A 25,679-nucleotide genomic window follows, 5' to 3' on the forward strand; every position below is an offset into this window, starting at 1 on the left:
CGCGGTGAATCTTTTGACAGTCTGAGGCAAAAGCATGTCTGAACGAATGATTCTGAAGATGATGGCGGATCTGAATAACCAGGAGGTCACGGAGGAAATGGTCCGCTGGATGCATTCGAAGGGGCTGGACCGCTGAGAGGCTCGCCCGGATCCTGGAGAAGCGTGGGGTAAGCTGTGAGGAGGTCACGCTCGGTGAATAAAGAGGACAGACGGAAGATGAAAGACTTGAAACCATGGGTCGCGGCTCTCGGGCTCGCGGCGATGATCGGAAACGCGGGGGCCGAAGGTAAGGAGCCGCTGCCGTTCCCCGAAGGACACGATATCTCGGCTTACTTTACCGGCACCGTTCACCGGCGGGATCTGATTGAGCCTGAAAAAATGGGCGGTGTCCCGCAGACCAACGTGATCACGTTTGAACCGGGGAGCCGGAGCGCCTGGCACACGCACGGCGCGATGACCGTGATCGGAATTGCGGGACTTGGGATCTATCAGGAGTGGGGGAAGCCCGCGGTGTGGATCCGGCCGGGTGACGTGATCGAGATTCCGGCGGGTGTCAGCCACTGGCACGGCGCGGCGAAGAATTCCCGCTTCCAGCAGTTCGTGGTCTATGACAAAAACTGGAAAGCGCCCGAGGGGCTGAAAGTTCACACCGGGAAAGTCACGGACGCGGAATATGACGCCCTGAAGCCGGTGGACGCCGCGAACCGCGCCGGGGAGCCGAAGGGAACATTCCTATTCGCGTATCCGGCAAAGGCGACCGAGTCGCCGAACTTCACAAAGCCGGTCTACATCTCAAAGCTTCTCGGAAAACCGAACGCCGCGCAGTCGCCTGACTGGTACTACGTGGTGTTTCCGCGGGCGGCGTTCAACCGGTGGCACGTGCATAAAACCGGGCAGATCCTGATCGCGACTGACGGTGTCGGGCTTCATCAGATCGAGGGCGGAAAGATTGAAGTGATGCTGCCAGGCGATGTCGCCTGGTGCCCGCCCGGCGTCGCGCACTGGCATGGGGCCGCTCCCTGGAGCAGCTTCGGGCACATCGCGATCAACCCCGGTGACAGCCACACGGTGACGTGGAAAGAGTTCCCGGAGTCGGAGTACGGATCACTCGCCCGCGCGAAATCGGATCCGGAAGAGTAACCGATCCTTTTCTCCCGCTTGAGAATCAGCGCCAAGTATTTAAGAAAATCGGGTAGCTGATTTGAGGCCGGCGGATTAACTTATTCTCTATCGATAAAGGGGATTTCGGTGCCGGAGGTCCGATAGTTTTCCGGATTTCCGCCCCGTCCCTTCAGCATGAGGATTGAGAAAAATGGAATATACGCATCTCGGTCAAACCGATATCCGCGTCTCGAAGATGTGTGTCGGCTGCATGAGTTTCGGAAAAGCTGGCTCAATGCACCAGTGGACGCTTGATGAAGACGCGAGCGCCGCGATCGTGAAGCACGCGCTCGACCTCGGGATCAACTTCTTCGATACCGCGAACGGCTACTCCGCGGGGACGAGCGAAGAGTATCTCGGGAAGGCGCTGAAGCGCTACGCGAAGCGTGAGGACGTGGTGATTTCGTCCAAGGTTTATTTCAACGAGGGACGGCTTTCACGCGAAGCGATCCACCGCGAGATAGATGGGACGCTGAAGCGCCTCGGCACCGATTACCTCGACCTCTACATCATTCATCGGTTTGACTACGAGCATCCGATCGAGGAAACGATGGAGGCTCTCAACGACCTCGTGAAAGCCGGAAAGGTCCGGGCGCTCGGGGCCTCCGCGATGTATGGCTATCAGTTCCACAACATGCAGATCGTCGCGCGCGATCACGGCTGGACGCCGTTCTCCGTGATGCAGAACCATTACAACCTGCTTTACCGCGAGGATGAGCGGGAGCTGATCCCGGTCTGCCGGCAGTTCGGGGTGTCGCTCATGCCGTATAGCCCGCTCGCGGCCGGCCACCTCTGCCGCCCGACCTGGGACAGTGACTCGATCCGGAGCCGCACGGATGTCGCGGCGAAGAATAAGTATGATCGCGCGGAAAAGGACGATATGAAGATCATCGCCCGAGTTCACGAGCTCTCCGAAAAGTACGGCGTTGCGATGAGCGAAATCGCGCTCGCGTGGCTCTGGGCGAAGGGCGTGGAGACCCCGATTATCGGCGCGACGAAGGCGAGCCACTTTGATTCCGCCGTGAAGGCGCTCGGGATCAAGCTGACAGCAGATGACGTCGCGTACCTTGAGGAACCCTACACGCCGCACACAATTGTCGGCGCGATTGATCAGAATCCGCCTCAGGGCACGACGATCATTCTCGATAAGAATCCGAAGTAATCGGAATCGGATCCATCCCAACAACAAAGAACCCCGGGGCGATCGCCTCGGGGCTTTTCGTGTCTGGGGGAAGGGCGGGAACTCAGTGCCCTAAGTTTCTTGCTCAGGATCCTTCGGGAATCCGGATCTGGGGGTAGAGCTCTTCCGCGATCGGAAGCGCCCAGCTCATATCGGCGATGAGGGGCTCGTCCCACGCGCTGATCACGGATTTATTCACGAGCTGGAGGTAAAGGTCGAGCGGGAAATTGACGACCCGGGTGCGCTTTCCGGTTTCGCTTGTGAACACGACGTAGAAGTTTTTGAGGTGACCGTAGTCCCCGAAGACCTCGGGGTTGGAAACGGAAAAGCGGGCGTTCGCGTACGTAAACTTGTCGTCCGTCTCTTCCTGCATCCGGAGGAGACAGAGAGCGACGGTGATCGCGGCGTAGTGGTCATAGAGATGGACGGAAAGCATCCGACCGTGCTCGATGAAGTCCTCGATCGTGAAGCAGACGCGCCGCGTGCGGCCCATGAACATCGCGCGCGACATCCGGCTCCACACGGTGGGTTTCCCGGCCACGCGGATCGCGGCTTCTTCCCGCGTTTCATCCGGCTTCGGGTGCGCAAGGAAGAGCTCGGTGTCAAAGCCGCGGTACGGGAAATAGACGCGGAGCTCGGGCCAAACCGAGTTTTCCGCGTGCCCGCAGCGGGGACACATGAAGGTGAACGGATTTTCTTTTTTGAACCCCGACTCAGCGCTTTCGAACAACTTCACGAGCGCCGGGAGGTCTTCTTCTTTCCCCGCGTTCATCACGGTCGGGGCCTCGAAGCGGTACGGATCGCCGCACTTCGGACACCGGAGGGTGATTGTCTGATTCTCTGCCATGATGAAGCTCCTGGGGCTGCGGGGGGAAAACGAGGTGACAATGTCACAGGAAAAATCTTACTTTCAAACCCCGTGAAACTAAAGACTGCTGAAGACTTAACCGCAACACGAAAAAAACCCTGAAAGGAGAACCTTTAAGGGGCGTAGAGGTACCGTTCATATGGTCTACGACGGATGGTGTTATCAGCCGATTGGGCTCGGCGCGAGGGCGGCGGATTACTTCCGGCGGGTGCCCCGGCGGCAGGATTTCTGAGCGCGATGAAACCGGTCCGATTTAACACGTAAAATGACGGAAGTAAGAGGGCGGAACGCCCGGACAAAGGAAAACCAATGAAAAACCGATTCCTCGGAAAAATTGAAGTGTCGCCGATTGGCATGGGCTGCATGGCGTTTTCGCACGGCTTCGGAAGGATTCCGGATGAGTCGTACGCGGTGAGCGCGATCCGGGCGGCATTTGATTTCGGATGCACGTTTTTTGACACGGCGGAAGCGTACGGCGAACAGCTTTACTACCGGGGCCACAACGAGCAGATCCTCGGGAAGGCGCTCGAGGGTGTCCGGGATAAAGTGGTTCTCGCGACGAAGATCCACTTCCGGGGAACCGCCTATAAACCCGGTGACCCGATCTACCCGATTCTGAAGGAGCACCTCACGCAGTCGCTCAAGAACCTGAGGACGGATTACGTGGATCTCTATTACCTGCACCGCGTGAATCTCGAGATGCTGGTGGATGAGGTGGCGCTCGCGTTTGGGAAACTGATTGAGGAAGGGCTGATCCGCGGATGGGGGCTCTCGCAGGTGTCCGCGGCGCAGCTCGACGCCTTCCACCGGGTGACCCCGGTTTCCGCCGTTCAGAATCTCTACAACATGCTGGAGCGGGACTGCGAAAAGGACATCTTCCCGTACTGCCTCGAATACAACATCGGCGTCGTGCCGTTCTCCCCGATCGCGAGCGGCTTCCTTTCGGGGAAAATCACCGCGGACACGTCGTTCGAGAAGGTCGACGACGTCCGGGTCTTCGTTCCGCAGCTCTCAAAAGAAAACATCGTCGCGAATCAGCCGATCCTCGATATCCTGAACCGGTTCGCGGCGGAAAAGTCCGCTACGCCGGCGCAGATTTCGCTTGCCTGGATGCTCCACAAGTACCCGAACGTTGTTCCGATCCCGGGCTCGAAACGGAAGGAGCGGATTCTTGAGAACCTCGGGGCGTGGAACGTGACGCTCACGGACGCCGAGTTCGCGGATCTCGAAACGGCGCTCGACTCGGTTGAAGTCCACGGCCATCGCGGGAATGTGGAGAACGAGTCTTCCACGATGAAGGAGTGGAAGCGGTAACCTCGGGAATCCGATAGGCAAAGAAAAGCCCCTGAAGGACAGTCCCTCAGGGGCTTCATTATTCCTTGTCCGTCAGACGGGCTTCATCAATCAGTCGGCAGCCGCTCGAGGAGCTTCGCGGCATAGGACTCGGCCCAGGCGGCGTCCACCACCGGCGGCTCATCGACAAGCTTCATATCGTCCACGATCGCGTCGTAGAACTCTTTCGGGAAGGTGTCCTCACCGATCGGCTCGCCGTTCTCATCGAAATAAACGATGAAGTTCTTATTCTCGTCATCGATCATGAAGCGGTTTGAGGCGACATCTGTCGTCTCCCCATCCTGCTTCTGGATCGAGAGCGTCATCGACTTGATGATTTCCACATAGCGGTCATCAAGCCCCGCCTTCAGGATCATCGCCTTCTCGCGGAGGTCGTCGGGCGTCGTGACCACGCGGAAGTGTTCCCCGAAATCCGCGTCCGCTTCAGGGAGCTTCGCGCGGAGTTCCGCCATCGTGGTCTCGCGCTCCGCGATCGCGTCTTTCACGGAGTCCTCAAGCGTGAGGCCAGATTTCGCCGTGACGAGCTGCAGCGTCGTGCGGCGCACGAGATCCTGGTAGAGGAGCGGGAACGTGAGCACCACGTCGGTGCCGCATCCCGGGCACTGGTAACTGAAGAGGTCACCCGAGATGACGCGTTCCGCGGCCTCGGGCTCCGTCACCGTGTTCACGGAGCGCTGGATCTCAGGCTCCGACTCTTTGCCGCACTTCTGGCACTTGAAAGGAATGCGTTCAGCTTCAGACATCGTGGGGTTCTCCGGGGGATGGGGAAATATTGTTATCGGCGGCCGTCTTAACCCTGGAACGTGTCCTGAGACTCGATCTCAGCAATCACTTCGCGGGCCCAGCCGGTGTCAATGATATCGGTGTCCGCCTCAACGAGTGAGAGTCCGTTCTGGAAGGCGTTGTAGGACTCCATATCGAAGTCGCAGGAGCCGGCTTCCTTCCCGTCTTTGTCGAAGAAGTAGAGGTACTGCTTCCCGTCCTTATCGAGGAAGAAGCGCACGGACTCGATCCCGAGGTCCGGCTTCATGTTGGCGGCCTGCGGCATGATGTAGGCCTTCACGAGTTCCACATAGCGGTCGTCAAGCCCGGCGCGCAGAATGAGCGCCTTTTCCCGAAGGTCGTTCAGGCTCGTCACAAAGCGGAACACGGAACCGTAGAGCTGCTTCTCGAGCGCCGGATCCTGGGCTTTCGCCGCTTCAATGGATTCCTTGCGGGCCTTGCGGTACTCGGCCATCTCCTTCGCGCGTTCCTCGCGGTCCGGCGTCGCGATGTACTGAATCATCATCCCGTGCTCCACGTCGTGGTAGAGGAGGGAGTAATTCGCCATCGTCTGATAGCCGCACTTCGGGCACTGGATATAGAAGAGATCACCGTAGGCAAGCGCCTCCGCTTCTTTCGGGTTTTCAGCGGTGTTCACCGACTGCCAGAGCGTGAGCGGAATTTCTTCCCCGCATTCCGGGCACTTGAAGGTGATGTCTTTCGTAAGCGGCATTTCAGTTCCTTTGGTTCCTTTTTGGGATCTATCTATCTGTTTTACAGAGGGCAATTCTTTAATACTAGCTTTTCTTCTAGAGATATGCCCAGAGCATCACAAGAACAATCTGACCCGAAATGATACGGAGAAACATCGCCGAGGGGTAGATGTTCGAGTACGCGATCACGGCAGTGCTCTTTTCGGAGAGCGTCCCCGCGAACGCGAGCACCGCGGTGTTGGTCGACGTGCCGGCCATCAGGCCGCAGACCGAGTGGAAGTTGAGATGCATGAATTTCCGCCCGATCACGGCGATCGTGAGCATCGGGATGAGCGTGATGAGAAGCCCGAACCCCATATACATGAAGCCGGTGCCTTCCGCGAACGCGTGGAAGAACGGGACACCCGCTGAGAGCCCGATCGACGCGAGATAGAACGAAATCCCCCACTGGCGCAGCATCAGGTTCGCGGAATTCGTCATATAGGTGACGAGGTGGATCCGGGGACCGTAGTAGCTGAGAAGAATCGCGGCGATGAGCGGCCCGCCCGCGAGCCCGAGCTTCACCGGGGCCGGCATCCCGGGGATCGCGATCGGGAGGTTCCCGAGGATGACACCGAAGAGAATCCCGATAAAGAGCGCGATCACGTTCGGACGATCCAGCGACTTCGTCTGATTCCCCATGAGGTCCGCGAGGCGCGCGAGCGAATTCTTCGGCCCCACGCAGTAGAGGCTGTCCCCCATCTGAAGCTGGAGGCTGTTATACGGGAAGAACTGGACGCCGGAGCGCGTGACGCGCGTGATGTTGACGCCGTCCAAATGCGAGAGATGCAGCTGCTCAATCCGGATTCCGTTCATCGCGGACCGGGTCACGCGGATCGACTGCGCCATGAGGGGCGAATGCTCCGTCGCGAGGTCGATCGTTTTGTCTTCCTCACCGAAGAACGAGACCACCGAGAGTTTCGCGTCTTTATTTGACACAATGCGGAGCTTATCCCCGAGATGCACCTGGCAGTTCGCGGTGGGGGAGGTGATGATGGCGTCATGCAGAATGCGGCTGCAGATAAACGGGCGGTCGATGATGTCGCGGAGTTCTTTGAGTGTCCGGCCGTCGAGCGCCTTATTCGTCACCGTCACGTGGTAGTAGATCGGAGCCGGAGAGAACTTCATCTGATGCTCGGCCCAGGCCTGGTCCTCCGCCGCGATATCGACGTGGAAGGCTTTTTTAAGGAACAGGATCGCGAGAATCATCGCAATGATCGCGACCGGATAGGCGCAGGCGTAGCCGACTGTGATATCCGTGTGGTTCCCCATGGCGTGCAGCGCTTCCTGCGTCGCGCCTAAACCAGGTGTGCTCGTCACCGCGCCGAAGTGAACGCCCATCATCTGCGCGAGACTGATGTCGTTTTTAAAAATAAAGAAGAGCCCGATCGTGATCGCGAGACTGAGGAGGACGCCGAAAAGCGTGAGCCCGTTGAGACCCCAGCCGCCGTTTCGGAAGGTGGCGAAAAACGACGGCCCCACCTGCAGGCCGATAAAGAATACGAAGAGGATGAGGCCGAAATTCTTGAAGAACGCGATGAGGTCCGGGTTCACCTGAAGCCCCAGCCAGCTGAGGATGAGCCCGAGGAACAGCACCCAGGTCGACCCAAGCGACACACCGAAAATCTTGATCCGGCCGAGCGTGAGCCCGAGCGCGATCACAAACGAATACACCACCATCCCGTGGCTGAAACCCGATGGATTGAAAAGCAAGTCACTAAGCCACGTCATAACCGATACTTCACTCCTTCAAAATCTGACGATCTGTTTTTTCCGTAAAACCGTGTATTGTAGGCGCTCTGAATTTCCGTGAACCGCGGAAAACACCCGGATTCCGCGGGTTTTATCCCAGATCGGCGGCCTATCGGCGCTCCCTTTGATCAGGGGACAGGGAACGCCCGGTCTTTACATTTCGGGGCGGCGGAAGCGACGTCGATCACCAGGGCGAAATGGCAGACCTCAGTTTGCCGGATCCCGGCCGGTTTGAAAAGCGGCGGGGGAAGAAAATCGGACTCTGAAACGGACTTACGCGTGATCGAGCGTGAAGAAGTCGTCCTTCAGGAGGCGGGCGTTCTCAAACGACACCGATTCCACCGTGATCCCGTGCTTCCAGAGGATGAAGCTGAGCGCCAATTGATCGCGCTTCGAATACTTCTCGATCATCGCCCACCACTCGTCCATCACGCGGATGATTTCGGGGTTCTTGTGGCGGCGGTAGACGATGTTCGTTTCATTCAGCCCGTAGCTCGCGGGGAAGCCGGCCGCCTTTTCAAGCGCGACTTCGGCATCCACGAGCGCGGGGTCATCGATCCCCGCGGCCTTTACGGCTGCCGCTTCCTGATAAATACAGGTTCTCGCGAAGTGGCGGGGGATCAGGAGGTTGCGGTGCTCGGTCCGGATTTTCTTGAAAAGGAAGTCCGTGAGGATATTGACGTTTCCGTCCGCCCAGATGCTCTGATCGTAGTTTTGCAGCAGCACATGCGGGTGCGTCTTATGCCAGCGGCGGTTCCGGACAGGGTCGAGCGCTGAAAATTCAAGCGGCCGCACGTCCCACGCCCCGTAGGCCGCGTTTTTGAGAAGGGCGTCGTTATCGGTGTAGAGAATGTAGTCCCAGGCCGGGTCGAGGTATTCGTGGAACTTCAGGTGCGCCATGCTGTCATACTGCCCGGTGACGCAGGTGTAGACCGCCCCTTCGCACTTTGTCCGCTTTTCTTTCGCCTCCCGGTAGCGGGCGACATGGTCGTCAATCCGGTCTTCGTACGGGTTCGCGGTGAGGTGCGTCACCCAGTCGGTGTTTGACCCCAGAAGGAAGATCACGGGGTTGATATTGCCAGACACTGACCGGATCGCGCCGACATCAATGAAGGGGCACGGGTTCTCGTTCAGTTTCCACCCCGTGCGGTACCAGTAGTCGAGCGCCTGGGCCCGGGTGAAATCGTGGTGATACGTCTTGATGTACCACATATAGTCCCAGTAGCGGGACGAGCCGATTTTCTCTTTCTCCATAAACTCGAGCCGCGCGATCGCGTCGGACTGTGCAGCCTCAAGCGCCGCTTTTTCCGTTTCGAGCGTCTCGATCCTCACCCGGAGGGTATCGACGACGGCGGCGAGCGACTGTTTTTCAGACGAGAGGGTTTCAAACCCCCGGGTGAGTGCGGTTTCACGGTCATCGAGCGCCATTTTTTCGGTTTCAAGCTTCGAGAGCTGCTTCACCATGGCTTTCTGGATTTTGAGGAACTTGAACACGGCGTCGGTCCTTATTAACTAACTAGCGAAAGAGAAAGCAGGGGGAGGGCGGAAACCCACGTTCCCTCTGTTTTCCTGCCAGAGTTTAAAACGGTCAAGGAAATGGGGACCTTCGAGAAGATTACGGATAGGGGGCAGGCGGGAAATCGAAACACCGTGTGAGATTCTGAGAAACCCAGCGCTCCCGGATCCCTATGAATCCGCGGGTGTTTCTGATTGACATTACAAAATAAGTAACGTTTTGTTCTGCCTCGTACCTCTCACTCCTCGTGTAAGATAGACCGGCAAAGGATTGGCGCGGAAAGCGGGGAAAAGCTTTTCGCCGCGAGAGGAGCGAGATGGAAAACGAAAACCAGCGGGGACCCCGGTTCCACACGTTTTACAGCAACAGCTTTGAAGTGCTGGAGAAGATCTTTTTCCAGATGGCGGAGCGGGACCGGAAGAGCCTCGCGAAGGCCCGGAATGGCTCCGCGTTTCCCGGGCTCTTCACGCCGATCACGGTGATTGTGCCGAGCCGCGCGGTAGGAAACCGGCTCTCCCGGGGTTACGCCTCCGGGGCCGGAGAGGGGATCTCGGCTGGGTTTAACTTTGTGCTCCCCGGCGAGTGGCTGACGCCTTTCCTCGGGGCCCAGGTCGGCAGCCTCGCGCAGACGCCGGAACTGGAGTGGCTCCTCTGGAACCGGCTGCTCGAGGACGACTTCTTAAATGATCCTCGGTCTGAGAGCGTCCGCCACTACCTCACGGACCCGGTCACGGGGAAGGCGAGGGCCGTAGACGACACCGCCCGCATGGAACTCGCGGTCCGGGTGTCAGCGGCGTTCGCGAAATACGCGACGTACCGCTTTGACTGGATTTACCGCTGGATGACAGGGGAGGGGATTGAGCATCACCGGGTCCCCAACTTGAGAGAAGAGCGGGAACGCGTGGTGTTTCATGAGCACCCCGAGAACGCCGGGTGGGAAGAAGGCCTCTGGCGGTGGCTCGCGGATGAGGCGGGGAAGGATGACCGCCGCTGGCACGGGAGCTGCTGCGGCTCGCGCACCGGCTCGCCGCTCCGACGCTGGTGGCGGACGACTCAGCCCCCTTACATATCTTTGGGCTCTCCGCATTGCCGCCCCTCATGCTCCCCTTCCTCTATCAGCAGAGTTACCACCGGAGTGTGTCGCTCTACCTCATGAATCCGTCCCCCGAATACTGGTTTGACGCGACGGGGGCGGAGGAGTCAGGGTGCCCGTGGCTGAGGCGGAACGCCGGCCAAAGCCGCGCGATCGTCGACCGCCTCTGGAAATTCACGCAGGCGTCCAGCGCCCCGGTCGTCGAGGATGATGTCGGCTCCCCCAAAGAAACGGAACCGCAAACGCACGCGATGCCCTTCAACCCCGCGACCCCGATCCAGGACGCGGAGCTGCTGAGCTCCCCCGAGCCCCCCTTTATTAAGGCGGACCTCGCCCGGATTTCAGGGCGGCCGATTGATCAGCGGGGAACGATGCTGGATCGCGTGCATGAAGCCGTGCTCCGGAACAACACGGCGTTCCTCGAGGATCTCGATCCCGAGGAGCTCGAATCCTGGACGCGGCCTGAGATCGGGATGCCATCGGTCCGGATCGCCTCCGCCCCCACGCTCGCGCGCGAAGTGGAAGCCGCGGCGGACTGGATTTACGCCTTGAAAGCCGAGCACCCGGAATTGACGTCCTCTGACTTCCTGATCGCCACGCCGGACCTTCAGACCGCGGCTCCGGTGTTTGACGCGGTGTTCTCTTCGCTCCCGAAACCGATCGCGTACGGGATTGTCGGGCGCTCGCTCTTCGATTCGTCAGGAGCCGCACAGGCCTATATCGCGCTCGGGAACTTCCTCTGCGGGACCGCGGATATCAACGCGTTTTCGTCCCTCATCAGCCTCCCCGCGATTGCGGAAAACTGGGGCTTTGGTGTCGAAGACCTCGGCACGATCCGCTCGTGGCTTGATGACGCGGGGTTCAGGCTTGGGATCTCGGAAACCCACATCGCGAACCTCGCGAAGATGCCCGGGAACCGCTATATCGATGACGGGACGGGGTGCGAGGGGACCTTGATGCGGGCGCTTGAGCGCCTGACGCTCGCCGCGATGGCAGGGGATGAGGAGTCCGAGCAGGACGCGTGGCTTGATGTCCGCCCGAAGTCGGGCGGCGGGTTCTCGACCCGGGTGACGAGCCGCCCCGAGCTTTTCCAGGCCCTCGTCCGGTTCGCGGATGGGCTCGATGCCGCGGAGCGCCTCATTTTTGAGCTCGAAGCCCAGGGGACGGATGACTGGAAGCCGATCCTTCAGATGCTGCTGGACCAATTCTTCCCGAAGGGAAAGAGCTGGTGGGCCGCGCCGGATCTCGAGAGTCTCCGCACGATTGTCGTGCGCGAAGCCGAAACCGCGCGCGACGCGGCACTCCGTTCCGGCCGCGCTCAGCCGATCCGGATTCCGTTCCCCGTGATGTGGAGCTCGGTCACCCGGCGCTTCAAGAGCGGGTCGGTTCCAGCGCGACCCACCGGAGCGATCGCGATTTCGTCGATGGACGCGCTGCGGGGCATTCCTTTTAAAGCGATCTGCGTGGTGGGGCTCGATGCCGCGAGCGGCTTCCCGGGCACGGTGCAGCTCGACGAATTTGACCTCATGGGACTCCCTGGGCTGAAGCGCCGCGGGGACCGTGACAGCCGGCGCGATAACCGGAACATTTTCTTTGACCTCATTATGTCGGCCCGGAGCTGGTTCTCGGTCTTTTACGCCGAGGGACCGGAGAAGGAGCGGCCGCTTCCGCCCTCTGAAGTCGTGACGGACTTCCGGGGGTTCCTCGCGGATTTGGAGGCAAGCCGCGCGATCGCGACCGGCACCGAGGCGAAGAACACCTGGGACGCCGAGGTGCCGCTCGCGCGGTACTCGCGCCGGAACTTCACGAAAGACGCTGAGGCGAAACACCTCCTCGGGTCGAGCGTCGACGCCTTCGACGCGATCCGGGAGGGCGGAGGAAACGCGGCCTCGGTGTCCTTTGTCGGGATCGGCGCGGCGCTCCCCGGATACACGGATTTCAGGCTTCCCGTCTCGGATCTCGGGGACTTCCTCTCGGCCCCGGAAAATTTCGCGATGAAACTCGTGGGGCTCAGGCGGGATGATGATTCCGGGACGACGGCCGCGGCACTCGGGTTCCCGGATGATCCTCTCCGTAAGTGGGCCATGCGGAAAGACGTGAGTGACGCCGTGGCGCGGGGCGAGACGCTCGAAAACTTCGTTGCCGTCCGGGAACTCGATCCGGCGTATGGGACGAAAGCGGTCCGGAAAACCGTGCTGCCGCAGGTGTCGGGTCAGCACTACCGGGCGGCACGGCTGGCGTCGGATCTTGCTTCCGGTGAAACCGTCACGCTTCGCCCGTACGCGATGCGGATTGATGACCCGAGAGCCCCAAGCCCTCACTGGACCGTGGAGTTTCCCGAGGAAAGGCTTTATCGGACGCCTTCCGGCCGGTGGACCGCGATTGAAAGCTTTCTGTCAGCAGGCGAAAAGGTGAAAGCGCTCCTCAGAGCCGCGGTGCGCGGTGTCCGCGTGCCTGATACGCTCACGGTGCTTCTCGATATCAAAAAGCTCTCAGGGCTGAGTGACAGCAAGTTCCCGTCTTCCGTCGCCATCCTGAAGGGAGCGGGGCTTCTTGAAAAGGGATCGGAGCCTGGCGGCGTTCCTGAAGGCGTCACGCTCCTTTACCCGGGAACCGCGGAACAGGCGGAACTCGTGATCCGGACCTGCGTGATGTTCTTTGACATCATGAAGACAACCGCGATGATCCCGGGCGGGTCAGAGTTCGAGTCTTCTCCCTTCTTCCGCGGTGAGGAGGGAGCGAGAGACAAAAAGACGTCTTCAGATCTCCTTAACAAGCTGATCAAGGAAATGGAAAGCTATCTCAGAACCGGAAGCGAAAGCCGGGAGGACGGCGCTGCCTTCAACGACGCGGGGAAGGCGCTCGCACTGGAGCTTTTGGCCCGGGCAGAGCGTCGGGAAGGCAAACCGGCTTCTGATTTGGGTGAAGACTCGCCGGATGAAAGCCCTTATCTTCCCTTCACGACGGACTATATCGAATGACGAACCCTGAATTCCGCTTTGATGAGACTCCGATCTCGCCCCTCATGTTTATTGAGGCGAGCGCGGGAACGGGGAAAACGTACACGCTGCAGCGGCTGGTGCTGCGGTTCATTGTCGAGAAGTCGATCCCGATTGAGTCGTTCCTGATCGTGACCTATACGGAAGCGGCGACCGCTGAGCTCTCAGGCCGCGTGCGGGAGATTCTGGGGCGGGCGGTGCTCGGGCTCTCGCCCGGGAGTGAGTCGAAGCTAACGGAACCCGAACGGAAGGAATTCGGAAAGCTCCGCGATAAGTGGACGCATGACGGGATCACGCTTGAAGAGGCGCTGGACCGCGTCCGCCGGTCGCTCGAGGAATTTGACCGCTGCGCGATCTACACGATCCACAGTTTCTGCCGCAAGATGCTCGAATCCTGGGCATTCTCAGGCGGCAACCCCTTTGAGGGGGATATCGGGGATGACGCCTCAGTTCAATACGCCGCGATCGACGAATTCAAGCGCCGGTATCTGAATGACCCGGCGTATTCGGACCCCGAGCTCGCGCGCCAGATCATCGCGCTCGATGTCGGAGCGTTCCTCAGCTGGAAGCGGAGCCACCCGGAGGCCGCGGTGTCGTTCCCGGACGCGGATCCGGCGCTGGAACCCATGCTCCGCGATATGAGCGAGCATCTGGAGTCTCAGATCGTTGAGCGGAAGAACCGGCTCTCCCTCATGTCGTTTGACGACATCCTGATCCGGATGGAAAAAACGGCCTACGAGAGCCTCGACTTCCGGAACCGTGTGCGGTCGCTCTACCGGGCGGTGCTGGTGGATGAGTTCCAGGACACGGATACGATCCAGTACCGGATTTTCAAGCGTCTTTTTATCGAGTCTGAGAAAGAAGGGGGACCGGCCTGCTATGCGGTCTTCGTGGGTGACCCGAAGCAGTCGATCTATGGCTTCCGGGGCGCGGATATCGGGACATATCTGAAGGCGCGGGATGAAGCGTCCGCGGTCCTCCCGCCTTATACGCTGTCAACGAACTACCGGACAACACCGGCAGAAGTCGCGGCCGTGAACACGCTTTTCACGGATCCCGCCGGGAACTCGCGGTTCCCGGGCGGCATCGGCTACAGCCCGGTGAAAAGCACCGCGAACCACTTCCCGCTCTTTGTGCGGGAAAAAGGGAAGGTGAAGCCGCTCCCCGCGTTTGAACTCTGGAGCGGCCGCTGGGTGGAAGGGCCCGAGACGTCAGAAGTCTGGCCCCGCTGCGGCAGCGCGGCTGCTATGCGGGAAACGGACGGGTCGCTGATTGCCCGACGCATCGCCTGGCTCCTCGATCCGGCGCGCGAAGTCTATGTCGGGAACCGTCTCGCGGATCCGAAGAGGACGCTTGCTGAATCCCGGATTCGGGCGGGCGACATCGCGCTGCTCGTTAAGAACCATAAAGACGCGTACCCGGTCGAGTCGAAACTCGCGTCTCTCGGGATCCGGACACTGCATAAGAAACCGGTGGATGTTTTCGGGACGGATGAAGCGTCCGAAATGCTCGCGGTGCTCCGCGCCGCCGCGAATCCGGAGAGCCGCACCGCGGTGAATTCCGCCCGGGCGACCCGGATCTGCGGTCGGACGCTTCCCGATCTCATGGGGGACGGGGCGGACGCCGATCTCGAGAAATTCCGGACGATGGCGGATGACTATCAGAAGCGCGGGCTCTCCGCCGCTTTCACGCGGCTCTTTTCAGTGTTTGAGACCGTGAGGCAGAATCTCGGGCGGACCGGGGGCGAACGGAGCATCACGAACTGGTTCCATATCGCGGAGCTGCTTCACGCGGCGGACGAACGGATCCGGAATCTCGAGGGGCTGCTTCGCTGGTATGACCTTGAAGTCCAGCGGGTGAATGGTTCGAAACCGAAGCCGCCCGCTCCGGACGGGCGCGAGATCCGGGTGGAGAGTGATGAATCGCTCGTGCGGGTCGTGACGATCCACTCGTCGAAAGGCCTTGAATACCCGGTTGTGTTCCTTCCGGACTCGGGCAATCTGAGCAACCGATTGCATAGGAAAAAGCCGATATCGTTTTTCCGGAATGGGGAGAGTGACTGGGAGGCACTCTTCAATCCGAATGAGGTCCGGCAGAGTGAAGCGAACGCGGAAGAGGATAACGAACTCTACCGCCTCGCCTATGTGGCGGCGACCCGGGCGAGCGCGCTCCTCGTTCTTCCGATTCTCCCCAACTGCGCGAAGAAGAAGCTCCAGTGGAATTTCAACATATCCGTCTGGACCGAGCTCCTCGGGCTGCCAGGGGGCAAGTCGTTCAAGGGAACGAATATGAATGAAGCGCTCGAAACGTTTAACGAGCGGCTGAAAACCGAGTCGCCATTCGCCTCCGGAACGCTGAAGGACGAGATGGCAGCGGAAATCCGGAAGGCGACGAGTGAAGTCGAGGATCCGGAGAAAAAAGCGCTGATGCTCGCCGCGGCCGATAGCCTTGAAACGCTGACGCCAGAGGACACGGCGAAGGTCGTGAACGTGGAGTTTTACGCAGCGGACCCCGAGCTTCCGGATCCGATTGACCTCCAGGCGTCGCCGGACTCGGTCACCTCCGTCCTCACGCCGCACCCGCTTTACCCCTCGTGGCACCTCACGAGCTACACGGGGCTTACGCGGGGGCTCGAGCTCGAGACCGATGACCTCGCGGACGAGGGCTACGACATCGTGGGCGATACCCGGGCGAAGAAAGACCCGGGGAAGAATTCGCCGGCGTTCCTCCGGGGCGGAAAAGACACGGGTGACGCGGTGCATGGGCTCCTGGAAGCTGCGGTGAACGCCGGGCTCCACCTCGACCCCGCGTTTCTCGAGGGGAAAAAGGCGGGGCAGGATCGGTTCCACGACCTCGTGACCCACTCGCGGTACCTCGCGCTGCTGTCTGACAAAGTCCCGGACTCGGTCGGCGCGGATGACCCTGAGACCCGGGAGTCGGTACGGGCGGACGCCGCGGAAGCGTGGCTCCTCGACCGGATCCGGGGGATCTTTATATCGGGGTTCTCGAGCGACGGCTCGGTGTCACTCAGAAACGCGCCGCTCGGCTGTGCGCTCCCTGAAGTGCCGTTCTCGATCCACGTCCGGAACCGGCGTCTCACGGCGGACCAGTTCTTCAGGACGCTCGTCGCCGCGAACGCGAAGCTCCCACCCGACCGCCAGCTCCCGCTTGTTCCGGTCGCCGCGGCCGACGCGAAGCGGAGTTTGGCTGGGTACCTCGAAGGCCGTATCGATCTGATGTTTGAGGAAAAGGAGTCGGGGCTCTTCTGGCTCGCGGACTGGAAGACCGATCAGCCTGGGGACGAACGCCGAGGCGCGGCCGAGGACTACAACCCGGCGGCCCTCATGACCCTCATGCGGGAAGAGAAGTACGGGTGGCAGGCGCTGATTTACCTTGTCGCCCTCAGGCGTTACCTCGGACAGGCGTTTGATGAGACGCCGGATGCGGCGCTGAACCGGATCGGCGGCATGGCGTACGTCTTTATCCGCGGCTACAGCGGGAAGAGGCCGCCAGACGTTCCGCCTTCCATCCTTCTCAAACCCGACGCGTCGCTTGTGCGGCTCGCGGATACCCTGCTTACCGGAGTGATCTGACACCATGGCGCTTGATAAAGAAACTGATCTTGAGGCGGGATTCCGGGGCGAGGCGAAACTCCTCATCGCCGCGATGAAGCGAAACGGTGACCTCCCTGAGAACACGGAGGCGGCGCTCCTTCAGACGATGGCCGCGTTCGCCGCGGTGGAAGAGAACCGGGAGACGAGCGGCTCGGTGTGTGTGAGCTTCGATGACTGGGAGAAGGCGGGCGTATTGTCCGCTGACGCCCTGACCGATATTCTCACGGCCTCAGGCGCGGCGGTTCTGATGGAAACCGCGTCCGGAAACCTCGCCGCGGCTCCGGGGATGTCCCTCTTCTTCGCCCCCTTCGTGATTGATGAACCGGGGGAGCGGCTTTACGTTCAGCGGCGGTTCGCGGAAGAGATGCGGCTCGCGCGCGCCGTGATCGACTACACGGGAAGCGCGGCTGACGACCCGGGTGAAGGAGCGGAAGACGCTCTGGAGAAATTCCGCGAGGCGGATGAGAGAACCGGGCGGAAGGATCCGGACCACGATGACGCGGTGGATCTCGCGCTCCGGCATCGTCTGACGGTCATCACCGGCGGCCCCGGCACCGGAAAAACCACGGTGGTCGCCCGGATTCTCGCGGCGCTCCTCACGGATAACGAGAGACTCGTGATCGCGGGCGCGGCTCCGACCGGAAAGGCGGCCTCGAACCTCGATGAATCCATTCTCGGCGCGATCCGCTGGATGGAGTCGGACCCCGAGCTCGAGGATTACGCGGAGATGCTGTATGACGCGAAAATCCAGTCGAAAACGCTGCACCGACTGATTCTGGAACCGGTGAACGGGAAGCGCCTCTCGCGGGACTACCCGCTCCCCGCGGACGTCCTCGTGGTGGATGAGTGCTCGATGATGGATATTGACCTCGCGGACCGGCTTTTCTTGATCCTCGACCCCCGCCGCACGCGGCTCATCCTCTTAGGGGACAAGGATCAGCTCTCCGCCGTGGGCCCGGGAGCCGTGTTCTCGGATCTCTCGGACAGGGAAGGGGCGCTTTCCCCCTGGATCAGCGCCTTTACGTCGAGTCACCGCTTCTCGATGACCTCCAACATCTACCGTCTCTCCCGCGCGATTACGCCGGAGGACGGGAGCCGCGCGAAAGTCACCCGGATCCTGGCAATCCTGAGGCAGGGCGCGGTGACGGACGCCGATAACCCGATCGTGTGGCATGAGGAGCAGAAGCTGCGCTACGGGGCGCTCGTCACCGAAGAACTCGCCGGGTGGCTCGAGCGGGAATTCAGTTTTCTGCTGGAGCCCGGTGCCGCGGATCACTTCCCCGCGGTCCCCTCGGCCGATCCGGGAGAAGACGAGGCGCTCGGAACGTTCTGGAATGCGGCTGATGCCGTCCGGGTGCTCGCCGCGATCCACGCCGGCACGAACGGCACGGACGCCGTGAACGAGTGGATGGAGACACGGGTGAAGCGATCGGTGAAGGCGGATCCCCTCGCGGTCCACTACCCGGGGCGCTTCATCATGGTGCGGCGGAACGACACCGCGCTCGGACTCGCGAACGGTGACGTCGCGGTGGAACTCCCGGGAGACGCGGGCGGCATCGTCGCGTGGTTCGGAAACCGCCGGAAGGCGCTTCCCGCGGCGCTCCTTCCCGAGCACGAAACCGCCTACGCGATCACGATTCATAAGAGCCAGGGGTCTTCGTACCCGAGGCTTGCCGTAACGCTTCCCGATGGAAACGAGGGCGCGGGGTCCCACGAACTTCTCTACACCGCGGTGACCCGGCTCTCAAACGGTCGGGAGAAGAGAGGGGAACTCACGCTCTTCGCGACCGAAAAAGCCGTGAAGCGCGCGGTGCTCCATGAGGTGAAACGAAGCGGCGGGCTCGCCTCGCGCCTTAACGATTTCCTGCTTCTGAAGTACAAAGACGTAGCCGGCTAAGCGCCCTGTTTTGTGATACAGCCGCTTTGAGAATGGAAACAACTTAGCCGGCTCATGATCCCAAAGGCCTAAGCTGTTTTTCTTGTCCAAGATCAAACCCTTCCGGGGAAACCCGGAAGGGTTTTCTTTTGCGGTATACCGTAGTCTGAAGCGACCGCAAATGCCCTTTGGTACTGATTTTTGTGTCCTGGAATTCCCTATATACCGTGTCGCTATAAATATTTAATTAGCGTTGACAGATATAACAGCGGTTGTCGTTTTGTTTTACCGGATAAAACTCAAATACGATATAAATCAATCAGATAATATTAAACAAGGGAACATAACAACCGGGTTAACAAGGTTGTAAAATTTGGTCAATGTGGATATTCTGTACATTACGATCTATGTAAATTATTTTAGGGGTGCGATTTCCGTGTAGCTTTTTTTCGAAAAAAAGTGAGTTTCCCGGGGAAAACGGGCGGAAGGTCGGTCGTCTTCCGTCTCCTGGAACGAAGCACGGGATTTGTCCTGCCCCTGATAGGTCGGGCAGTGAATCAAACGTACCAGAGGCAGTATGTGTTCTTTGAGCGCAGTCTCCGGCGTCCGCTGTCGGACCGTGAGGAAAGGAGAACTGTCGATGCCTCAGTCAAGAGAAGGAAAACGGTATCTGCGAAGCGCCCTCGCGCTTGCGGTGGCAGGCGCTTTCGCTGCCATGCAGCCGGTCTGGGCTGACGTCCCGGAACTGGAAACGAATGCGGACGGCGCATATATCAATGTCACCGCGGGAACGGGAACCGGCGACACCCAGAGTGTCACGGGGGACGCGGTGTCAGTCACGAATTCAGGGAACGCCCACGCGCTGACCCTCACCGGAACCGGAAACACCATTCTCGTAATTGGGACTGAGTCAGTATCGATCACAGCGAACTCTCAATACGCGCCGATCTCAAACTTCTCCGGAAATCCCTGGACGGAAACCCCTTCGTCCTACTCCGCGGGCGGCACGATTGATATCGAGTCAGCCGGAACAATCACGCTCTCAAACACCGCAGGCGGCAATAATCAGGTCATTGATATTGAGAACGGTGACAGCGATACGCCTCTCACACTCACCGTGAATGGCGAAAAGACCGCGGCTCAGGTCGTGATGAAGGGGAATGTCCTCACGCAGAACGAGAATACCGCCGCCGAAATCAACCTCACGGGAACGGATTCGAGCCTCACGGGTCAGGTGTACGCGAAGGACGGCGCGGCGATTACGCTGAATGTCGATCCTAAAGATGGCTCCTCCGCGACCGTCACCTGATCCGGGCTTGCGGATGGCGAGGATTCCGTGATGACCGTGAACGCGAATAACGCCGTGCTGAATGGCGGGTACTACGCGCTCTCAGGCGGCAAGACCACCGTGACACTCACCGGGGACACCGTGCTCACGGCTCCTGAAACGACATCCGGTTTCTCCGCTGTCCTGGGATCTCTCCCGACACGGCCGGCCACAGTGACCAGGACCTGCACCGGCAACTCCTGCTCCTACACCGTCACGATTGGGGTGAGTATCCGAGGGGTCATTGGGTTCATCACCGGTAAAAACATGGCGGGCGGCGCGATTTCGGGGGCCTCTTACACAGCGACGACGGAAGCCGGCACGGTGGTGAACGGGAATCTCGTCGCGGAAGATAACTCTGAGATGACGCTCACGATCGGCGGGGCGCTGAACGGCTACGCGGATGCCTGGTACGGGTCCACCGCGGATATCACCGTGACCGGCGACTGGATCGGCGACTCCACGGCGTACTACACCGGCACGAATACGATCGATCTCACTGGAACGTGGACGGGGGACGCGGACGCGTATCTCGGCGGAACGCTCACCGCCGCGATCGAGGAAGGCGCGGTGTGGACGGGTGACGCCGTTTCAGAAGGCGACGAGTCTGATGGGTATGGTCTCCTCACGGCCGATATCTTTGGCACTTGGAACGGAAACGCGGAGTCCAACTACGGCGCGGTTCTGAACGCCAATATTGCGAGCACCGGTGTCTGGAATGGCGACGCCAAAGCGAGCGGGGCGAGCCTCCTCACGGTGGATAACACGGGTACCTGGACCGGTGACGCGAGTACTGAGGACGCCGGTTCCTCGATGACGATTACGGACGCAGGCACCTGGAACGGAAACGCTGCAGCGGCTTCAGGTTCTGTTATGACCATCGATGTCTCAGGCGCGTGGACCGGGGACGCCAAAGCGTCTGACACCGGCACCACGCTCACAATTACGGATTCAGGCGTCTGGAATGGCAGCGCGACAGCGGAGTCCGGAACCGCGGTGACGGTGAGCGATCTGAACCAGTGGACGGGTGACGCGACGGCGACCGGATCCGGCTCCACGATGGGCATTACGAATACCGGAGTCTGGAGCGGAAACGCGGCAGCCGAAGACGGCGCTGCTCTCACGGTCAGCAACCTGAAAGAGTGGACCGGTGACGCGAAAGCGACGGGGTCTGGCTCCACGATGGAAGTGACGGACGCCGGCGTCTGGAACGGGAACGCCACGGTCGCGGATTCCGCCGTGATGACAGTCGGCGCTCTGCAGACCTGGAACGGAAACGCGACGGTCACGGACTCGGGGTCGAAACTTACGGTGTCGCTCCCGGGAACCTGGAACGGCAACGCGTCGGTGTCGGCCGGCGCGATGACACTCGCGCTCGACGGCACCTGGACCGGTGACGCCTCGGTCTCAAACGCCGGCCGGATGGATGTGGCACTGAACGGCACCTGGAACGGCAGCGCCTCGGTCACGTCTAACGGCATCATGACCGTTGACATGAATGGCACCTGGAATGGCAACGTCTCCGCAACCAAGGGCTCCGCTGTCGCCCTCAATATCAAGGGCACCTGGAACGGCGCGGTGGTCGAGGCGTCAGAAGACTCCACGGTCGATATCACGGATAACACGTCATCCAATACGGAAACCAAGACAGAAACCACAGCGGATACGACAGAATCCACGCAGTCAACGCATGGGGTTCTCCGGTTCGCGCGGCTTCTCGCCGTGAATACCGCGTCGAACGACCTCACGGATACGTCTGACACCACAGAAGCCACGGGGACCGACGATGCCGCGGATGCTGAAGAGGAATCCACCCCGGCACCCGGTGTCAGCGTGAATTTTGAGGGTGACAACGTAAGCTGGAATATCACGGGGGATTCAGAACTCTCCGGACTCAATATCGGGGACGGCACGATTTCGTTCCCGACCCCGGCAGCCGGTGAATCCTTCACGGGCACCACGCTTACCGTAAACGGCGACTATACGGCGAACAACGCGACACTCAATATGACGGCGTCGCTTTCAGGCGCGAATTCCGCGTCTGACCTCCTTGCTGTCACCGGAGCCGCGACCGGAGCCACGACGATCAACGTAACCCCGGTGATGTCTACCGGAGAACCGAAGGCGGATGGGGTGGAACTGGTGTCGGTCGCCGGAGATTCCTCGAACGCCACGTTCACGATGCCGGGGACGCTGAAGTCAGGCGCCTATATCTATAGCCTCAAAAAGGCGGGTTCCGGCTGGTACCTCATGAACACGGTCGAGACGCCTGAAACCGTGTCGGGCACCGTGATCCCGGGGACCTCTGATCTCTCGGCCCACGTGATCCGCCCGGAGATCGCCTCCTATGCGAATAACCTCTACGCCGCGAACACGATGTTCGCGATGAAGCTCTCGGACCGCCTTGGAGAAACCGCGTACTCCGACGCGATCAAGGCGGCGGGAAAGAAGGCTGGGAGCTTCTGGGTGCGGACCGCGGGCGGCCACACCCGGAACGTGATGGCGGATGGCGAAAACACGACCCGCGGGAACTGGGGGCTCGTGCAGCTCGGGGGTGACCTGATTTCGTGGCCCACCTCGGGGACGCACCGGATGCACCTTGGTTTGATGGCCGGTTACGCCCACGAAAGCAATAAGACCGGAAGCGACACGGCAGACTATTCCGCGAAAGGAAAGGTCTCCGGGTTCTCAGCCGGTCTCTACGCGACGTGGATGAATTCGAACGCCACCGGGGACGGGCCGTATGTCGACGCCTGGCTGCAGTACCAGCGGTTCAAGAACACGACGTCCGTCGGGAACTACTCGGAAGAAGAGTCGTATCACTCGAAGGGCTTTACCGGGAGTCTGGAAGCCGGGTACACCTTCGCGCTGAAGGATTGGCAGAACGGGCAGGTTTCTAACGCCACGCGTCTCCGTCTTGAAGGGCAGGTGATCCGCATGGGTGTCAGGTCAGACAACGTGATTGACAGCACGGGGACGCTCGTTCAGGGCACCGGTGCCGGGAACGTGAGAACGAGGCTTGGCGCGACGCTCTTCCATCAGTTCACGAACACCGCGAAGGGCACCGCAGTGAAGTCTTACCTTACGGTTAACTGGATCCACGACACGAAGTCTTTCGGCACCGCGATGGATGGCGTGCATGACACGATCGACGGCGGCCGGAACTTCGGCGAAGTGAAACTCGGGGTCGAAGGGAAGGTGCTGAAGAACGTGAACCTCTGGGGCTCAGTTGGGTACCAGGGCGGCACGGACGGTTTCCGGAACGTCGAAGCGCTGCTTGGCGCGAAGATCCTCTTCTGATCGCTTCAGTACGCTGACTTCAACAAAGGTCCCGCGGGGTGTTCCCTGACGGGACCTTTGTTCAATAAAGAAGTAAATGTTTCTTTACACAACCTGTCAATTTGGTTATGCGAAGTGAGGCTGATAAGTGAATGCCAAAGGGCTTCGGAGAAACATTTGTGACACCCATTGTGACCCCACGAATCCCCCGACAGGATTGGATAATCTCCTGATTGCTTATAACGCAAAAACCACCGAATAACGATTAATATAGCTATCGTAAATTGTCAAAAGCAGTAATGGGATGGCGTCGCTTCGGACCCTGAGTCTGAAGTGAACGAAGGCCTCGACGGATACCACCGCGGAAAACTTCTGAGCGGCACCCGGACTCGCCCGGGCGCTGTCCCGAAGGAGGAGCGGTGATGACGAAGAAAACATTTATCCGGAACGCCGCGGCGGCCGCGGTGCTCGCCGCGATCGCGGCGGCACCGGCCTGGGCGGACGATGTGACAGTGACAGAGCAGGTAACGGAGTCAATTCCGGCCTCCGACGACGACACCGCGCCCGATAACGTCACGATCACGGGACCGCACCTCAATGCGCCCAGAACTACGGACACCGCCCCCGCCGCGGTGCTGCTCCCCTCAGGCGGCTCCATTTCAATCACCGGTACGGAGAGCGTCACGATCGCGAACAGCGGTATCGCGGCGTCGGGCACGAGCCAAACCGCGTATTCGAATGGCTTCGTGATCGCGACGAGTGATGACGCGGCAGTCTCGTCGGAAGACTCCGAAGTGGATTACACGGGCGCCGTGAATGGCGGTTCGGTCGATATTGAAACGGGGACTGGCGGAACGATCTCGATTCTGAGGCGGGACAGCGGCACTGTCTCCCAGTACCAGGCCGCGGTCCTCCTTACGAACGCGGAAAACGCAGATCAGGATCTGACGCTCACGATCAACGGCACAAACGCCGCGTCATCCGTCACGGTGAATGGCGGCATCTATCTCGCCGGTCCCAATACCTCGGGACTCATCAATCTCACAGGAGCCGGCTCCAGCCTTACAGGCGGCGTTTACGCGCTAGGGGGCGCGTCCGCCGTCGTAAACCTGAAAGGGGAAGGCTCTGTTATTCACGATGTCAACCGCGGAATGCGGCAGATTGAGGCGGATGGGCGGGCTTCTGACGGCACCGCGTCGTCCGTTACGCTCTATACGGGGGCCGGGACTGAACTCGATAGCTATGTGACGATCTCTGACGGTGCGACAGGGACTGTCACGGTAGATGGCACCTGGACCGGCAGATTAACGATCGGTCACTATGACGAGGACTCGGTTAAAACGGAAGCGACCGTGACCGTGAACGGTACCTGGTCCGGGGACGCCCACTCGCTCGGATCGAATAACAGTCTCACTCTGAACCTCAATGGCGTCTGGGATCCGGGGTATGACGATGGGATCATGGCGAGGAATGATGATTTCGATGCAGCCGGATCGACCGTTCTTTTAACCATTGCCGCGGCACAGGCTTCTGACGCGTCAAAACCCGCCTACTTTCACGGTCTCCTCGACGCCGAGGACAACGCGGTCATCACGGTAATCGATAACGGAGAATTTACCGGTGATGCCTGGGGCGGCTATGAGAGTAGCGGCGGCACCGTGAATGTCACTGTGAACGGCACCTGGACCGGAAACGCCATCGCGGGAAGCGATAAATACCTCTTTCAGGATTCGGAATCCGAAGAAGAGGCTTACTCGGGAACCGGCGCGGTCACAGTGACCATCGGAAAGACCGGGGTCTGGAAAACCGCGGGTCAAACCGTGGAAGCCGATGAGGATGACCCGTACTACACCTGGTGGTACGCCCCGAGATCCGTCGCGACAGAATCGAGTCCCCTCACCGTGAAGGATGACGGCGCGTGGTATGGATCCGCGGATGTGCGCTACGGCGGCACCCTCGATGTCACCATCGGTGAGGGGGCGCTCTGGACTTACGAAACCGACACGATGGAAGTCTGTATCGAGGATAACTGCGACCCGACCACAAAGACTTTTACGAAAACGGATCTGAGCGGCGCGGCTCAGTTAAAGGTGCAGGATGACGGCACCTGGATTGAAGGCGTGACACTCACGGATGACGGCACCGCA

At 60.3% G+C, this 25,679-nt stretch carries 14 protein-coding genes; 9 read left to right on the plus strand and 5 right to left on the minus strand.

Translation table 11 applies throughout. From position 1 onward, the window contains the following. The first annotated feature begins 216 nt into the window (after positions 1-216). Both BN1936_RS11420 and BN1936_RS05950 read left to right on the plus strand, forming a co-directional pair. Complete coding sequence (locus BN1936_RS11420; protein WP_053101828.1) at positions 217-1,140, plus strand: cupin domain-containing protein; 924 nt, start codon at positions 217-219, stop codon at positions 1,138-1,140. A gap of 172 nt (positions 1,141-1,312) precedes the next feature. After that, complete coding sequence (locus BN1936_RS05950; protein ID WP_049686872.1) at positions 1,313-2,323, plus strand: aldo/keto reductase; 1,011 nt, start codon at positions 1,313-1,315, stop codon at positions 2,321-2,323. A 103-nt stretch (positions 2,324-2,426) separates the two neighbouring features. Here BN1936_RS05950 and BN1936_RS05955 read toward each other — a convergent pair whose 3' ends face one another. Then, positions 2,427-3,188, minus strand: a complete 762-nt coding sequence (locus BN1936_RS05955; RefSeq protein ID WP_022443041.1) for a CpXC domain-containing protein — start codon at positions 3,186-3,188, stop codon at positions 2,427-2,429. A gap of 330 nt (positions 3,189-3,518) precedes the next feature. On the opposite strand from BN1936_RS05955, the gene BN1936_RS05960 reads away from it, so the two are divergent. After that, positions 3,519-4,523 carry an aldo/keto reductase gene (locus BN1936_RS05960; RefSeq protein ID WP_049686873.1) on the plus strand — a complete coding sequence of 335 codons (1,005 nt, stop codon included), beginning with the start codon at positions 3,519-3,521 and terminating at the stop codon, positions 4,521-4,523. Between the two features lie 86 nt (positions 4,524-4,609). Here the strand turns inward: BN1936_RS05960 and BN1936_RS05965 are convergent, their stop codons facing one another. From BN1936_RS05965 to BN1936_RS05980, 4 genes are all read right to left on the minus strand, one after another. Beyond that, on the minus strand, positions 4,610-5,305 hold the full coding sequence (locus tag BN1936_RS05965; protein ID WP_022443043.1) for a CpXC domain-containing protein: 696 nt from the start codon (positions 5,303-5,305) through the stop codon (positions 4,610-4,612). Positions 5,306-5,352: 47 nt separating this feature from the next. Next, positions 5,353-6,057 (minus strand): CpXC domain-containing protein, encoded by a 705-nt coding sequence (locus tag BN1936_RS05970; RefSeq protein ID WP_049686874.1) that lies wholly within the window; start codon positions 6,055-6,057, stop codon positions 5,353-5,355. Positions 6,058-6,133: 76 nt separating this feature from the next. Next, positions 6,134-7,807 (minus strand): putative transporter, encoded by a 1,674-nt coding sequence (locus BN1936_RS05975; protein WP_022443045.1) that lies wholly within the window; start codon positions 7,805-7,807, stop codon positions 6,134-6,136. Between the two features lie 294 nt (positions 7,808-8,101). Continuing rightward, complete coding sequence (locus BN1936_RS05980; protein WP_049686875.1) at positions 8,102-9,322, minus strand: glycosyltransferase domain-containing protein; 1,221 nt, start codon at positions 9,320-9,322, stop codon at positions 8,102-8,104. A gap of 338 nt (positions 9,323-9,660) precedes the next feature. Between BN1936_RS05980 and BN1936_RS11840 the strand changes: the two genes are divergently transcribed. From BN1936_RS11840 to BN1936_RS06010, 6 genes are all read left to right on the plus strand, one after another. Beyond that, entirely contained in the window at positions 9,661-10,500 is an 840-nt protein-coding gene (locus tag BN1936_RS11840) for an exodeoxyribonuclease V subunit gamma (protein ID WP_049686876.1), read from the plus strand. Further along, entirely contained in the window at positions 10,431-13,418 is a 2,988-nt protein-coding gene (locus tag BN1936_RS05990; RefSeq protein WP_148521189.1) for an exodeoxyribonuclease V subunit gamma, read from the plus strand. The genes BN1936_RS11840 and BN1936_RS05990 overlap by 70 nt, the downstream gene beginning before the upstream one ends. Continuing rightward, positions 13,415-17,029 (plus strand): UvrD-helicase domain-containing protein, encoded by a 3,615-nt coding sequence (locus BN1936_RS05995; protein ID WP_049686878.1) that lies wholly within the window; start codon positions 13,415-13,417, stop codon positions 17,027-17,029. The genes BN1936_RS05990 and BN1936_RS05995 overlap by 4 nt, the downstream gene beginning before the upstream one ends. 4 nt (positions 17,030-17,033) lie before the next feature. Next, a complete protein-coding gene (locus BN1936_RS06000; RefSeq protein WP_049686879.1) occupies positions 17,034-18,947 on the plus strand; it encodes an ATP-dependent DNA helicase in 1,914 nt (637 codons plus the stop codon). A 619-nt stretch (positions 18,948-19,566) separates the two neighbouring features. Beyond that, positions 19,567-20,235 carry a hypothetical protein gene (locus BN1936_RS06005; protein ID WP_022443024.1) on the plus strand — a complete coding sequence of 223 codons (669 nt, stop codon included), beginning with the start codon at positions 19,567-19,569 and terminating at the stop codon, positions 20,233-20,235. A 30-nt stretch (positions 20,236-20,265) separates the two neighbouring features. After that, a complete protein-coding gene (locus BN1936_RS06010; protein ID WP_049686880.1) occupies positions 20,266-23,553 on the plus strand; it encodes an autotransporter outer membrane beta-barrel domain-containing protein in 3,288 nt (1,095 codons plus the stop codon). Positions 23,554-25,679 lie beyond the last annotated feature (2,126 nt).

It is taken from the genome of Dakarella massiliensis (genome assembly GCF_001182045.1).
GTDB lineage: Bacteria > Pseudomonadota > Gammaproteobacteria > Burkholderiales > Burkholderiaceae_F > Mesosutterella > Mesosutterella massiliensis.